The 14,382-nt window shown below is 62.4% G+C and carries 14 protein-coding genes and 1 riboswitch; of the genes, 11 read left to right on the top strand and 3 right to left on the bottom strand.

Annotation, left to right across the window (positions count from 1 at the left end; genetic code table 11):
* Positions 1–62: 62 nt before the first annotated feature.
* The 3 genes from C266_RS20120 to C266_RS20110 all read left to right on the top strand — a co-directional run bounded on the left by C266_RS20120 (position 63) and on the right by C266_RS20110 (position 3,330).
* Positions 63–1,268, top strand: coding sequence for a homoserine O-acetyltransferase (locus C266_RS20120; protein ID WP_010805575.1), 1,206 nt, complete (start codon positions 63–65; stop codon positions 1,266–1,268).
* Positions 1,265–1,927: a methionine biosynthesis protein MetW gene (gene metW / locus C266_RS20115; protein ID WP_010805574.1), complete on the top strand. Its 663-nt coding sequence runs from the start codon at positions 1,265–1,267 to the stop codon at positions 1,925–1,927. The genes C266_RS20120 and metW overlap by 4 nt, the downstream gene beginning before the upstream one ends.
* A 107-nt stretch (positions 1,928–2,034) precedes the next feature.
* Entirely contained in the window at positions 2,035–3,330 is a 1,296-nt protein-coding gene (locus C266_RS20110; protein ID WP_010805573.1) for an AmpG family muropeptide MFS transporter, read from the top strand.
* Positions 3,331–3,382: 52 nt separating this feature from the next.
* Here C266_RS20110 and C266_RS20105 read toward each other — a convergent pair whose 3' ends face one another.
* From C266_RS20105 to C266_RS20095, 3 genes are all read right to left on the bottom strand, one after another.
* A complete protein-coding gene (locus tag C266_RS20105; RefSeq protein WP_010805572.1) occupies positions 3,383–4,120 on the bottom strand; it encodes a hypothetical protein in 738 nt (245 codons plus the stop codon).
* Positions 4,121–4,131: 11 nt separating this feature from the next.
* On the bottom strand, positions 4,132–4,935 hold the full coding sequence (locus C266_RS20100; protein WP_036663490.1) for an exodeoxyribonuclease III: 804 nt from the start codon (positions 4,933–4,935) through the stop codon (positions 4,132–4,134).
* A 139-nt stretch (positions 4,936–5,074) separates the two neighbouring features.
* The gene (locus C266_RS20095; RefSeq protein ID WP_010805570.1) at positions 5,075–6,019 is read right to left on the bottom strand and encodes a LysR family transcriptional regulator; all 945 of its coding nucleotides are present in this window, start codon (positions 6,017–6,019) and stop codon (positions 5,075–5,077) included.
* A gap of 196 nt (positions 6,020–6,215) precedes the next feature.
* Here C266_RS20095 and C266_RS20090 point away from each other — a divergent pair, with 196 nt between their 5' ends.
* The 8 genes from C266_RS20090 to C266_RS20055 all read left to right on the top strand — a co-directional run bounded on the left by C266_RS20090 (position 6,216) and on the right by C266_RS20055 (position 14,370).
* Positions 6,216–6,674 (top strand): CidA/LrgA family protein, encoded by a 459-nt coding sequence (locus C266_RS20090; RefSeq protein ID WP_010805569.1) that lies wholly within the window; start codon positions 6,216–6,218, stop codon positions 6,672–6,674.
* Positions 6,675–6,732: 58 nt separating this feature from the next.
* Entirely contained in the window at positions 6,733–7,416 is a 684-nt protein-coding gene (locus tag C266_RS20085; RefSeq protein ID WP_010805568.1) for an LrgB family protein, read from the top strand.
* 100 nt (positions 7,417–7,516) lie between these two features.
* A riboswitch (S-adenosyl-L-homocysteine riboswitch) is annotated at positions 7,517–7,643 on the top strand.
* A gap of 34 nt (positions 7,644–7,677) precedes the next feature.
* Positions 7,678–9,093, top strand: coding sequence for an adenosylhomocysteinase (gene ahcY, locus C266_RS20080; protein WP_010805567.1), 1,416 nt, complete (start codon positions 7,678–7,680; stop codon positions 9,091–9,093).
* A gap of 148 nt (positions 9,094–9,241) precedes the next feature.
* Positions 9,242–9,601, top strand: a complete 360-nt coding sequence (locus C266_RS20075) for a phage holin family protein (protein ID WP_010805566.1) — start codon at positions 9,242–9,244, stop codon at positions 9,599–9,601.
* 47 nt (positions 9,602–9,648) lie between these two features.
* Positions 9,649–10,488 (top strand): TlyA family RNA methyltransferase, encoded by an 840-nt coding sequence (locus C266_RS20070; RefSeq protein WP_010805565.1) that lies wholly within the window; start codon positions 9,649–9,651, stop codon positions 10,486–10,488.
* A 26-nt stretch (positions 10,489–10,514) separates the two neighbouring features.
* Positions 10,515–11,345, top strand: coding sequence for a methylenetetrahydrofolate reductase [NAD(P)H] (gene metF, locus C266_RS20065; RefSeq protein ID WP_010805564.1), 831 nt, complete (start codon positions 10,515–10,517; stop codon positions 11,343–11,345).
* A 204-nt stretch (positions 11,346–11,549) separates the two neighbouring features.
* Entirely contained in the window at positions 11,550–13,190 is a 1,641-nt protein-coding gene (locus C266_RS20060) for an ABC transporter substrate-binding protein (protein ID WP_010805563.1), read from the top strand.
* Between the two features lie 175 nt (positions 13,191–13,365).
* Positions 13,366–14,370 (top strand): ABC transporter permease subunit, encoded by a 1,005-nt coding sequence (locus C266_RS20055; protein ID WP_010805562.1) that lies wholly within the window; start codon positions 13,366–13,368, stop codon positions 14,368–14,370.
* The last annotated feature ends 12 nt before the right edge of the window (positions 14,371–14,382 follow it).

Genomic DNA, 14,382 nt, shown 5'->3' with positions numbered 1-14,382 from the left:
ACGCCGTCCGTCGATCATTGTCGACAGGGACGCCGGCCACGGCATGTTTCGGACAGGGATCTATGGAATCTTCAATCGGAATCGTCACGCCGCAGCGGATGCATTTCGCAGAGCCGCTACCGCTGCAAAACGGCAGCACACTCGCGGGCTACGACCTGATGGTCGAGACCTATGGCGAACTCAATGCCGATCGCAGCAACGCCGTACTGGTTTGTCACGCGCTCAACGCGTCGCATCATGTCGCCGGTATTGCTGCCGACAATCCCAAGGATGTCGGCTGGTGGGACAACATGGTCGGGCCCGGTAAGCCGCTCGACACCGATCGCTTCTTCGTCATCGGGGTGAACAACCTCGGCTCGTGCTTCGGCTCGACCGGACCGATGAGCCTCGATGAAGCCACCGGCACTCCCTACGGCGCCCGCTTCCCTGTCGTGACGGTGGAAGACTGGGTCAACGCGCAGGCCCGCGTGGCCGACGCGTTCGGCATTCAAAAGTTTGCCGCCGTCATGGGCGGCAGTCTCGGCGGCATGCAGGCGCTCGCGTGGAGCATCATGTATCCCGAGCGCGTCGGTCACTGTCTGGTGATCGCCTCCACGCCGAAGCTCTCGGCACAGAACATCGCGTTCAACGAAGTGGCGCGCTCCGCCATCCTCTCCGATCCCGATTTCCACGGCGGCAACTATTACGCACACGGTGTGGTGCCGCGGCGCGGGTTGCGGGTGGCGCGCATGATCGGTCACATCACCTATCTGTCCGACGAGGACATGGCGACCAAATTCGGCCGGGCGTTGCGTCGTGCCGAAACGCTGGTCGACGGTGTGAAAGCCGCCGGCAAGGAAAACGGCACTGGCAATGGCAACGGGCAGGACGATGCCTATCGCTTCAGCTTCGACGTGGAGTTCGAAGTGGAGTCGTATTTGCGCTATCAGGGCGACAAGTTCGCCGAGTATTTCGATGCCAACACCTATTTGCTGATTACGCGTGCGCTCGATTACTTCGATCCTGCGCGAACCGTGGGCGGCAATCTGGCCAAGGCGCTGTCGCACACCACGGCCAAGTACCTGATCGTGTCGTTCACGACCGACTGGCGCTTCGCACCGACCCGCTCGCGTGAGATCGTCAAGGCGCTGCTCGATACGCGCCGCACCGTGAGCTACGCCGAGATCGACGCGCCGCACGGCCACGACGCCTTCCTGCTCACCGATTCGCGCTATCACAACCTGGTGCGCGCCTATTACGAACGTATCGCCCGGGAGGTCGGGGTATGAGTCAGTCCACTGTACCGGCCACGAACGCGCAGGCGGCTTATCTGGCCGCGTCGCGTGACCGCATTTCGGCGTCGCTGGCCGACCGGCCTGATTTCCGGGTCATCGCGCGATGGATCGAACCGTCGTCGCAGGTGCTCGATCTGGGATGCAGCGACGGCTCGCTGCTGCGCCTGTTGATGGACGAACTCGACGTGAGCGGCTATGGCATCGAGATCGACGATGCCGGGGTGCTCGCCTCGGCACAGCGTGGCATCAATGTCGTCCAGCAGAATATGGAAGACGGGTTGAAGCTCTTCGAGGACCAGAGTTTCGATACGGTCATCCTGTCGCAGACGCTGCAGACCATTCACCACACCGCAGACATTCTGCGCGAGACGGTGCGCGTCGGCCGCGAAGCGATCGTGTCGTTCCCGAACTTCGGCTACTGGCCGCACCGCCTGTCGGTATTGCGAGGCCGCATGCCGGTGTCGAAGAGCCTGCCGTTCCAGTGGCACAACACGCCGAACGTGCGGGTGCTGACCATCAAGGACTTCGAGGCGCTGGCGCCGGACGTAGGCGTGAAGATTCTCGATCGCGCGGTGCTTCACAATGGGCGACTCGTGTCCGTGGGCGCGAACTGGCGTGGTAGTCTTGCGGTCTATCGCGTCAAGCGTTCCTGAACCGGCGGCAGCTAACGGGGCAGCGAAGCGCCGGGCCCCTGACGGCTGAAGACACCGGGGGGCCGGGTGCCGCGCACCGCAGGCGGCTGGCCCCAACTGTCCTTTCCATGACCGATTCGCTGCCGCCCGCCGACGGGCGCGTCTTCCACCCCACGCGGATGCTCATCTGCGTGATTCTCGGCTTCACCTCCGGCTTGCCGTTGTTCATCCTGCTCAATCTGGTGCAGGCATGGCTGCGCAGCGAGCACGTGGATCTCAAGGCGATCGGCCTGTTCGCCCTGATCCAGTTTCCCTATACGTGGAAGTTTCTGTGGGCGCCGCTCATGGATCGCTTCGCCCCCAACGTTTTCGGATGGAAGCCGGGGCGGCGGCGCGGCTGGATGTTCGTCACGCAATTGCTGGTGGCCGGCGCAGTGGCGCTGATGGGGACCTATTCGCCGCAGCGCGATCTGATGACGATTGCCGCGCTGGCAGCGGCGCTGGCGTTCTTCAGCGCGAGTCTCGACATTTGTCTGGATGCCTATCGACGCGAGTTGCTCTCCGACCGTGAACAGGGGCTGGGCACGGCCATGCATGTGAACGCTTACAAGGTGGCCGGACTCGTGCCGGGCTCACTGGCCCTCATCATGGCCGACCACCTGCCGTGGTCGCAGGTGTTCTTCGCCACGGCGGCGTTCATGCTGCCGGGTATCGTGATGACGCTCGTCGTCAAGGAGCCGGAGATTCGCGGTACGCCGCCGAAGACGTTGCGCGAGGCCGTGGTCGAACCGTTTCACGAGTTCGTCACGCGCGGCGGATGGTCGCAGGCGTTGCTGGTGCTCGCGTTCATCTTTCTCTACAAACTCGGCGATTCGATGGCGACGTCGCTGGCCACCTCGTTCTATCTCGATCTGGGGTTCACGAAGACGCAAATCGGTGTCGTGGCCAAGGCGACGAGCCTTTGGGCCAGCGTGGCAGGCGGCATCATCGGCGGGATCTGGCTGATCAAGCTCGGCATCAATCGCGGGCTGTGGGTCTTCGGCGTGCTGCAACTGGTGTCGGTGCTCGGCTTCGCGTGGCTCGCGCAAGCCGGCGCGGTCGTCACCGGGCTCGGTGCGGTGATCGCCTTCGAAGCCTTCACGGCGGGGTTGGGCACCGCAGCGTTCACGGCTTACATCGCCCGCACGACAGACCCGCGTTATACGGCGACGCAGTTCGCGCTGTTCACGAGTCTGGCCTCGGTGCCGCGCACGTTTGCCAACGCAGGCACCGGCTATATTGTGGACGGCGTTGGCTGGCTGACATTCTTCCTCGTCTGCACGGCGCTCGCGCTGCCCGGCATGCTGCTGTTGCCGAAGGTCGCCCCCTGGGGGGCCGACGACGATGGTGGCGACGGCGTGCCCGTGACGAGCGGATCACGCTGAGCGGAGACGGGGGCCTCCCGTCCCGGGCGCCGTTGTCGTGTCGCGGTGCGGCTCAGGTGCCCCGAAAGGCCACCTTCTGACGCGTGACGACCTGGGTGGCGAAGTCTGCGTCACGCGGAATCGGCTCCCAGAAGAAGTCCCACTGGAAGATCGGGAGAAAGTTGAATTTCCTCGAGCGAAAGATGCCACGGTTGCGTTTGAATTCGCTGTACCGATCGCCTTTGAATTGCCGGTTCACCGACGTGAAAGGCAGAAGGCGTTCCGCGATGTCCGGGAAATCCAGATTCGGGTAATCGCCCCTTAGCTTCTCCAGCGCGGCAAATTGATCCTGGCCAATGATCTGAATGGCGGTCTCAGGCATCGCGTAACGCTGGGCCCACATGACATGCCAGCCCGACTGCGTGTCGTTGATGAAGTTTGCGAGTGGCTGGCTCAGCGCAAACGCATCGGATTCGATGTGGACGATCTTGTCTGCGCCGATGGTGCGTGCAATCGTCACGCTATGAAGGAAGCTGCGCCACCATCCGGGATACAGACTCATGCTTTGCCTTCCCAGATTCTTCTCGAAACGAACGATGCCGTGGACGGGCTGGTGCGCCGAAATGTCGCTGTCCGCCCGCATCGTCTGGATCGTTTCCGCAGGGGGCAGATATGGCGAGCCGTCGTCGATCATGAGGATCTTGTCGGCTTTGATCGGTCCGTTCCGGTAATAGTCCAGCCAGCGCTGATACCGTTGCTGCCAGGCATCGGCATCTTTCATATAGCTGGTGCAAAACAACAGCGTCTTCATCGTGCTATCCGTTACAGCGCGTGATCGTAGTCGACGGTCAGTGGCGCGTGGTCGCTGAACTTGATGTCTCGGAAAACCGAGGTGGTCTTGGCCTTGCTCGCGATGGCCTGCGTGGCGATCTGATAATCGATGCGCCAGCCGACGTTCTTCGCGTAAGCCTGTCCGCGGTTGCTCCACCATGTGTACTGGTCGGCACGCGGATCGAGCGTGCGGAAGACGTCGACGTAGCCATGGTCGTCGAATAACTGCGTGAGCCAGGCGCGCTCTTCGGGCAGGAAACCCGAGTTCTTCAGGTTGCCCTTCCAGTTCTTGATGTCGATTTCCTTGTGCGCGATGTTCACATCGCCGCACAGGATGACTTCGCGCCCCGCCGCCTTGAGTGCGAGCAGGTGCGGCATGAAGTCGGCCATGAAGCGGAACTTGGCGGCCTGACGTTCCTCGCCGCTCGATCCCGACGGGATGTACACGGAGATCACCGACAGATTGCCGTAGCGCACTTCGACGTAGCGGCCTTCGGCGTCGAATTCGGCGTTGCCCCAGCCGATGACGACATCGTCGGGCTCGCGTCGCACGTATACGCCGGCGCCGCTGTAACCCTTCTTTTCCGCGTAGTGAAAGTAGCCTTGATAGTCGTGCGGCTTGAGGAAGTCCGGCGTCATGTCGGGCAACTGCGCCTTGATTTCCTGCACACAGAGAATGTCGGCTTCCTGATTGCCGAACCACTCGAAAAAGCCCTTCTTGGCGGCCGATCGCACGCCGTTCAGATTCGCGGTAATGATGCGCATGAGTGTCGATGCGCCGCGCTCGCGCGGCATGAGGGAAGAAAGGTCAGCGGCAAGGATACCGCAATCGCGAGGCGGTGTCGGACGACGCGGGTTTCGCCGCCCGTGGCCTCTCGCCGGTCTGCGCTTTGCCATAAAGACAAGGGGCAAGACAGGGGAAAAGAGGGGCCCGTTACGTCCGGCGGGCGCCGCCCGCGATGGCCGCCTGCGCGTCTCCGTCGCCGCCGGGGCCGAGGATGTCGCGCGCCAGTGCGAGCCAGCGTCGTGCCGCGTGCGACAGATACGAGTCGCGCCGCCACGCCATCGCCAGATCCCACGGGATCTCCGGATCGCGCACGTCCGTTATCACGAAGCGTTTCGGATCGAGCCGTGCGCAGAAGGGCTCGGGCAGCAGCGCGATGCCCACGCCGTTGTCCACCATCGACGCGATGAAGTCCCATTGGCTCGAGCGTCCTGCAATCTTGGGCGTGAAGCCCGCTCGGCGGCACGCGGCAATCACGAGTTCGGACAACGCAAAGCCTTCGCCGTAAAAGACGAACGGCTCATCGCGCAACTCACCCAGACCGACCCAGGCGCGCCCCTCCCAACGCGAGTCGCGCGGGGCAATCAGACGCAACTGGTAGTGGCACACCGGCAGCACGTCGAGAATGGTGGGGTCGACCGGCAGCAACACTGCGCCGAGTTCGATATCGCCCGCGAGCAGCGCCTGCTCGATGGCGCGTGAGCCGGTTTCGAAGAGCTTCATCTCGATGTCCGGATAGTGTTGATGAAACGCGCCGATCACCGGGATGAACAGATCGCCGCCGAGTGGCGGGATGCCGATGGACAACTCGCCGCGAGCGACCGTTTCCAGATCGGCCAGTTCCTGCCGTAGCCGCGCGTACGCGGCGAGCACGTCCTGACCGCGCTCGAAGACCACGCGTCCCGCATCGGTCAACTGAAGCCGGCGGCCCATGCCGCGCTCCTCGCGCAACATCAGCGGCGTACCCAGTTCGTCTTCCAGCGCCTTGACCATCTTGCTCACGGTCGGCTGGGTGACGAACAACGCTTCGGCCGCCGCCGTGAAGCTCTGCTGTCGCACAACTTCCACAAATCCTCGCAACGCGCGCAGTTCCATTTTGGTTCTCTCGTTGGCACCAAATTGGTGCTATTTCGCGGAAAGCCCTATCCCGTAAGGCTCTCTCATGCACTATTAGGGTTAATACTTAAATTATTCCAATTTGGAATCATTCCGATGATACTAATTCATTATATTTATGTTGCGGTGCTTCCTATACTGCATTTCATACTGATGCCAAACCCGGGAGCCCGACATGACCAAGATGATTGCCAGCCGTCTGTATAGCCGCAGCAAGCGCATTGTCGACGTGGTTTGGCAGATCGCGCTGCTCACGGGCATCTATCTTGTGGCCGATGCTGCATCGCGTCATTTTCATTTGCCGCTGCCTGGCGGCGTGCTGGGTTTGCTCGCCGTCGTGGCACTGCTCATGAGCGGTGTGCTGAAGACCGAGAAGATCAAGCGGGGTGCCGACTGGTTTCTGGCCGAGATGCTCCTCTTCTTCGTGCCGATGGTCGCGGCCGTGATGCAATACACCGATCTGCTGCGTCACGAAGGTTTGCAATTGCTCGCCGTGATCGGCGTCGGCACGGTGCTCGTGATGGTGTCGACCGCACTGGCCGTCGATCTGGCTTGCCGTGCGGAGCGCCGCATGAAGCGCGCCTTCGTTCGCATCCCGGCGGTTCGCCGCGCGCATGCGCACGACGCACGCTGATGCTGCGCGAGCCGGTTTTTACCGTCATGACGCTTGATAGCGCTTACCGGGTCTTGCCATGAATCATACGGCGCTGCTGCTGCTCGTTCTCACGGTCGTGCTCTATTACGTGTCGAAGCGCCTTTACGCGCGCTTCGGCAAGGTGTGGCTCGGCCCGGCGATTCTCGCGCCGATCCTGCTCATCGCCGTGATGGTTGGCGGCGACATTTCTTACGCGACATATATCTCCGACTCGCGCTGGCTGGTTTGGCTGCTCGGCCCCACGACGATTGCATTCGCCGTACCGATCTACGAGCACCGCGACATCATTCGCCGGCATGCGTTTGCGCTGATCGTTGGCGTGCTCGTCGCGATGATCGTGGCCGTGGGCAGTTCCTTCGTGCTCGCCCGCTTGTTCGAGCTGCCGCCCGAGATGGCGCGCAGTCTGCTTGCCCGCTCGATCTCGACGCCGTTCGCGCTGGCGGTGTCCGATCAGGTCGGCGGCTCGCGCGATCTGGTGGGGCTCTTCGTCATCATCACCGGGTTCATCGGCATGTTGCTCGGCGAGGCGTTGCTCTCGTGGCTGCCGTTACGTACCCGCATGGCGCGCGGCGCACCGTTCGGTGCCGGCGCTCATGGTTTCGGCACCGCCAAGGCTCGCCAGATCGGTAGCGAAGAGGGGGTGGTAGCCAGCCTCGTCATGATGATCAACGGCATTCTGATGGTGTTCGCCGCGCCGCTGCTCGCGCATCTGCCTATCTGACGGTTCGCAGGTCGTACGGCTGTCATCATCCTCACAAAAAATAACCCTTCAGGCCAGGCTGACGCCTGCCGCTCGCGCATCAGTTTTGCTACAATGCCCGGATCTTGAGGAGCGTTGCGACAGCCATCGTGCTGCCAGGCTCAAGATCCTTCCTATTGGCCGCGCCGGCCGCCGGTTTTCCTACGGATAGCATGGCGTGTGAGCCTCAAGAACGGCGCTCACGTCCCACTATCTAGTCATTATTTAGAGAAAGGAGGCGTGATGAACGCCGTAGTCGATTCGAAATTCACCGATTTCCACGTTGCCGATATCAACCTTGCCGGCTGGGGCCGCAAGGAGCTGACCATCGCCGAGAGCGAAATGCCGGGCCTGATGGCCACGCGTGCCGAGTTCAAGGCCAGCCAGCCGCTCAAGGGCGCGCGCATTGCCGGTTCGCTGCACATGACCATCCAGACGGGCGTGCTCATCGAAACGCTCGTCGCCCTCGGTGCCGAAGTGCGTTGGGCCTCGTGCAACATCTTCTCGACGCAAGACCACGCCGCGGCGGCTATCGCTGCGGCCGGCATTCCCGTGTTCGCCTTCAAGGGCGAAACGCTCGACGAGTATTGGGAATACAGCCACCGCATCTTCGAATGGCCGAACGGCGAGTTCGCCAACATGATTCTCGACGACGGCGGCGACGCCACGCTGCTGCTGATTCTGGGCAGCAAGGCCGAGAAGGATCTGTCGGTCGTTGCCAACCCGACCAACGAAGAAGAAGTCGCGCTGTACGCCGCTATCAAGCGTCACATCGAAAGCGACCCGCAGTGGTACAGCAAGCGCCTGTCGCAAATCAAGGGCGTGACCGAAGAGACCACCACGGGCGTGCACCGTCTGTATCAGATGGAAAAAGACGGCACGCTGCCGTTCCCGGCCATCAACGTGAACGACTCGGTCACCAAGTCGAAGTTCGACAACCTGTACGGCTGCCGCGAGTCGCTGGTCGACGGTATCAAGCGCGCGACCGACGTGATGATCGCGGGCAAGATCGCCCTCGTGGCGGGTTACGGCGACGTGGGCAAGGGCTGTGCGCAAAGCCTGCGCGGTCTGGGCGCCACGGTGTGGGTCACGGAAATCGATCCGATCTGCGCCCTGCAAGCTGCCATGGAAGGCTACCGCGTGGTGACGATGGAATACGCCGCCGACAAGGCCGACATCTTCGTGACGGCCACGGGCAACTTCCACGTGATCGACCACGACCACATGGCCGCCATGAAGCATCAGGCCATCGTGTGCAACATCGGGCACTTCGACTCGGAAATCAACGTGGCGTCGACCCGCAAGTACCAGTGGGAAAACATCAAGCCGCAGGTCGATCACATCATCTTCCCGGACGGCAAGCGCATCATCCTGCTGGCGGAAGGCCGCCTCGTGAACCTGGGCTGCGCCACGGGCCACCCGTCGTTCGTGATGAGCAACTCGTTCACCAACCAGACGCTCGCGCAGATCGAACTGTTCGTTGACGGCGCCAAGTACAAGAACAGCGTGTACGTGCTGCCGAAGCATCTGGACGAGAAGGTGGCGCGTCTGCACCTGGGCCGTATCGGTGCCGACCTGACCGTGCTGACCGACGATCAGGCGAAGTACATCAGCGTCGACAAGAACGGTCCGTTCAAGCCGGCGCACTATCGCTATTGATTGGTATCGGGCCCGCGCCTGTGTGTGACGAACGCATGGGCGACGGGTCACGGTATGGCGCGGCGGCGCCTGTTGCCGCCGCGTCGGGTTTCACCACTGCCGGTGCCGGGGCTGGCGTCCCGCACGGGTCTGTTCTTCGGAGCTTGCCATGCGTCTGCTGCTGATTTGGCTCATCAATGCCATTGCGCTTCTCATCCTGCCGTACATCGTGTCGGGCATTCAGCTCAAGGGCATCGGCACGGCACTGATCGTTGCGATCGTGCTTGGCCTGATCAACGCGTTTCTACGACCGCTGCTCGTCGTACTGACGTTGCCGGTCACGGTGCTCTCGCTGGGGTTGTTCATCTTCGTGATCAACGCCTTGCTGTTCTGGCTCGCCTCGCATGTCGTGAAGGGCTTCGAAGTCTCGGGATTCTGGGCGGCGCTCTTCGGTTCGCTGCTGTACAGCTTGATTTCGTGGATTCTGTCGGCGCTGGTGTTTGGCGGCGACCGCGCCACTAACGTGTAAGTGTCGACGCATCGCCGTCGACAGTGCTTTGCAGGAAACCCGTAGTCATGTCGCAAGCGCTTCGTGCCGATCAGGCCCTCGTGTCCCGGGGGCTGGCCGCATCTCGTACCGCCGCTCAACGCCTCATTGATGCCGGTCGCGTGTATTACACCGGCACCGAAACGGCGCTGAAAAAGGCCAGTCAGGTCGTGGCGGGCGACGAAGACCTCGAAGTGCGGGCGGCGGCCGACGGTTTGCCCGGCGAGGACCGCTATGTGTCGCGCGGCGGGTTGAAGCTGGCCGGCGCGCTGGCGCAGACAGGACTCGACGTTGCCGGCCGTGTCGCGCTCGACGTGGGCCTGTCGACCGGCGGCTTTGCGGACTGTCTGTTGCAGGCGGGCGCCGCGCAGGTCGTTGGCGTGGACGTCGGTCACGGGCAACTGCATCAACGTCTGGCGGGCGAGTCGCGTCTCGTCTCGCTCGAAGGGATCAACGCGCGGCATCTGTCGCGCGAGATGCTCGACGAACGTCTGGCGCCGCACGCAGCGGAAGACGGCACGCACAACACCCCGGTCGCGGCAATCGCCGCCGTACCGGAAGCGGGCTTCGACCTGATCGTCGGAGACGTGTCGTTTATTTCGCTGACGCTGATACTGCCTGCGCTCGCTCCCCTGCTGGCCGCGTCGGGCGATCTGCTGATGCTGGTCAAGCCGCAGTTCGAAGTGGGGCGCGAGCACATCGGTCGCGGAGGCCTCGTGAAAGACGCCGCGCAGTATGCGCAAGTGGAGACAAAAATCCGCACCGCCTGTGAAGCGCTGGGACTGACGGTAGCCGCGTGGCTCGACAGCCCCATCGCCGGGGGTGACGGCAACCGGGAGTTTTTCGTGCATGCGACGCGCGCGGCATGAGCGGCTCTCTCGATAACAAGACGATCATGACGCAACCTTCCTTCAGTTTCGAATTCTTCCCGCCCAAGACCGCCGACGGCGCGGAAAAGCTGCGCGCCACGCGTCAGCAACTGTTCCCGCTGGGCCCCAAATTCGTCTCGGTGACGTTCGGTGCCGGCGGCTCGACGCAGCAGGGTACGCTCGATACGGTCATCGAAATCCAACGCGAAGGCGTGGAAGCGGCGCCGCACCTCTCGTGTGTCGGTTCGACCAAGGAAAATATTCGCCAGATCCTTGAGACGTATCGCGCGAACGGCATCCGTCACATCGTGGCGTTGCGCGGCGATATGCCGTCCGGGATGGGCGAGATCGGCGAGTTCCGTTACGCGTCGGAGCTGGTCGAGTTCATTCGTGCGGAGACGGGCGAATGGTTCCACATCGAGGTGGCGGCCTATCCGGAATACCACCCGCAGGCGAAGTCGCCGCGTCTGGACCTCGAGCATTTCGCCAACAAGGTGAAAGCCGGTGCGAACGCCGCGATCACGCAGTACTTCTTCAATGCAGACGCCTATTTCCGCTTCGTCGACGACGCTTCGCGTCTGGGCGTGGCGGTGCCGATCGTGCCGGGCATCATGCCCATCACGAACTATTCGCAGATGATGCGTTTCTCGGAAATGTGCGGTGCCGAAGTGCCGCGCTGGATTGCCAAGCGCCTCGAGGGCTTCGGCGACGACCGCGAGGCGATCCGTGCCTTCGGGCTCGATGTGGTGACGGCGCTGTGTGAGCGTTTGCTCGCCGGCGGGGCGCCGGGGTTGCACTTCTATACCCTCAACGCTGCTTCGGCGACCAAAACGATGTGGCAGCGCCTCGGTCTGTGAGGCGCCACGCAATCGATGGCTGGCCGGCGGGTGGATTGGAAGTCAATCCTGATCATAATTAAGTGATTTCCTAATCAAAAACACCACAAATAGGCGGTTTGCTAGGGATTTGGCGTGTTGTGACGCAAGGGAAGCTTCAGTAATATCCCTCGTGGGCCTGGCGGCCGATCGTCGCCGGGCGTCATCTCAGATCCCGAGGAGCCTATGAAACAGACTCACACCCTGCGTTTGCTTTTGGCTGCGACCTTGCTTGCCGGTGCGGCTGTGATCCCGCCCGCTGCGGCAGTCGAGCTCCCGAACAAAACCCTCGTGTATTGCTCCGAGGGCAGCCCCGCCGGTTTCGATCCGGGGCAACTCACCACCGGCACCGACTTCGATCCCGCCGACGCGATCTATAACCGCCTCATCGCCTTCGTACCGGGAGAAACCGGTGTGATGCCGTCGCTCGCGGAGAAATGGGACATCTCGCCGGACAACAAGGTCTACACGTTCCATCTGCGCCGCGGCGTCAAGTTCCACACCACCGAATACTTCACGCCCACGCGCGACTTCAATGCCGAGGACGTGAAGTTCACTTTCGATCGCATGGGCGATCGGGAGATGTCGTTCCGCAAGGCCTATCCGGCCGAGTTTCCGTATTTCGTCGACATGGGGCTTCAGGCGGACATCGACCACATCGAGATCGTCGACCCGTACACCGTGCGTTTCGTGCTGAAGAAGGTCGACGCGCCGTTCATTCAGAATCTGGCGATGTCGTTCGCGTCGATCCTCTCGAAGGAATACGCGGACAAGCTGCTCGCGGCGAACAACCCCCGCGACATCGCGCTCAAGCCGGTCGGCACCGGCCCGTTCATCTTCCGCAGCTACACGAAGGACGCCACGCTGCGCATGGATGGCAACAAGGCTTACTGGAATGCGAATCTGCCGCCGAAGGTCGGCAAGCTGATCTTCGCGATCACGACCGACGCGAACGTCCGTATCCAGAAGCTCAAGCGCAACGAATGTCAGGTGGCGACTTACCCGCGTCCGGCTGACGTCGATGCGCTCAAGGCCGATATCTCGGCACAAGGCAAGGCCTCGAAGCTGAAGATGCCCGATCAGGTGGGCTTCAACCTCGGCTACGTGGCGTACAACGTGCAGAAGAAGCCGCTCGATCGCGTGGAGGTGCGTCAGGCACTCGACATGGCGATCAACAAGAAGGCGATTCTTCAGTCCGTCTACGGCTCGGCCGGACAGTTGTCGAACGGCGCGCCGATGCCGCCGACGCAATGGTCCTACGACAAGAACATCAAGTCGGCCAGCTACGATCCCGAGAAGGCACGCGCACTGCTCGACAAGGCCGGCGTGAAGAATATCGAGATCACGCTGTGGGCAATGCCGGTGCAACGTCCGTACAATCCGAACGGCAAGCTTATGGCTGAAATGATTCAGGCCGACTGGGCGAAGATCGGCGTGAAGGCCAACATCGTCACGTACGAATGGGGCGAGTACATCAAGCGTGCCAAGGCGGGCGAACACGACGCACTGCTCATCGGCTGGACCGGCGACAATGGCGATCCGGACAACTGGCTCGGCGTGCTGCTCGGCTGCGACTCGATGAACGGCAACAACTTCTCGAAGTGGTGCTACAAGCCGTTCGACGACCTCATCAAGCAGGCACGTCAGACCACGGACGTTGCAACGCGTACGAAGCTCTACACGCAAGCGCAGGAGATCTTTGCGCAGCAACTGCCGTTCTCGCCCATCGCGCACTCCACGCAGTACAAGCCGATGGCCACGAACGTGAAGGGCTTCAAGCTCAGCCCGTTCAGCCGCAACAGCTTCGCCGGTGTGTCGCTGGACTGATCGAGTCCAGCAGCACGGCAACCCATAGGCATCAAGCAGGCAGACCCGGCCGCCGCGCCCGGCTCTGCCTGCCGCACCAAGACAAAAGATCGTCTATCACTGATTAACGCGGCACTGCGCCATCCGTCCCTGCGCCGGGGGCGGGCGGTGCGCGAAGCCCCCACGGAACCCTCCTATGCTGAGATTCGTCCTGAGACGACTGGGCATGGTGATCCCGACTTTCATCGGCATCACTATCCTGGCGTTCGCGCTCATACACCTGATTCCTGGCGATCCGATCGAAGTCCTCGTGGGCGAGCGCAACCTCGACCCCGTGATGCACGCGGAAGCAATGAAACGGCTCGGCCTCGACCAGCCGCTCACCACGCAATATTTCGTCTATCTGAAGCACGCGGCGCAGGGCGACCTCGGGCGCTCCATCGTCACCAATGAAGGTGTGCTTCACGAGTTCTTCTCCCGCTTCCCCGCCACGCTGGAACTGGCCCTGTGCGCGATGATCTTCGCGCTTGTGATCGGTTTGCCCGCGGGTGTCGCCGCTTCGCTCAGGCGCGGCAAGATGCTTGACCACACCACAATGGGCGCGGCGCTCACGGGCTACTCCATGCCGATCTTCTGGTGGGGCCTGCTGCTCATCATGCTGTTCTCCGTCGATCTGCAATGGACGCCGGTGTCCGGGCGCATCGGCGTGGAGTACGACGTGCCCAGCGTCACCGGCTTCATGCTGATCGACACATTGCTCTCAGGAGACGAAGGCGCCTTCGGCTCGGCAGTGAGCCATCTGATTCTGCCGACGATCGTGCTCGGCACTGTGCCGCTCGCGGTGATCGCCCGCATGACGCGCTCGGCCATGCTCGAAGTGCTTCGCGAGGACTACATCCGCACGGCACGCGCGAAGGGGCTCTCGCCGTGGCGTGTGATCGTGGTGCATGCGCTGCGCAACGCGCTGATTCCCGTCATTACCGTGATCGGTCTGCAAGTCGGTACCTTGCTCGCCGGCGCGGTGCTCACCGAGAACGTGTTCTCGTGGCCCGGCATCGGCAAATGGCTGATCGATGCCATTCTGCGACGCGACTATCCGGTGGTGCAGGGCGGCATTCTGCTCATCGCGACGGGCGTGATTCTGGTCAACCTGCTGGTCGACGTGCTTTATGGCGTCGTCAACCCGCGCATTCGGCACTGAGGGAGGTCAACG

Origin of the sequence: Pandoraea sp. SD6-2 (genome assembly GCF_000389825.1) — a bacterium.
In the GTDB taxonomy this organism is placed as follows: Bacteria; Pseudomonadota; Gammaproteobacteria; order Burkholderiales; family Burkholderiaceae; genus Pandoraea; species Pandoraea communis.
The sequence above is the reverse complement of the archived record's forward strand: the minus strand, read 5'-3'. Positions and strand labels throughout refer to the sequence as shown.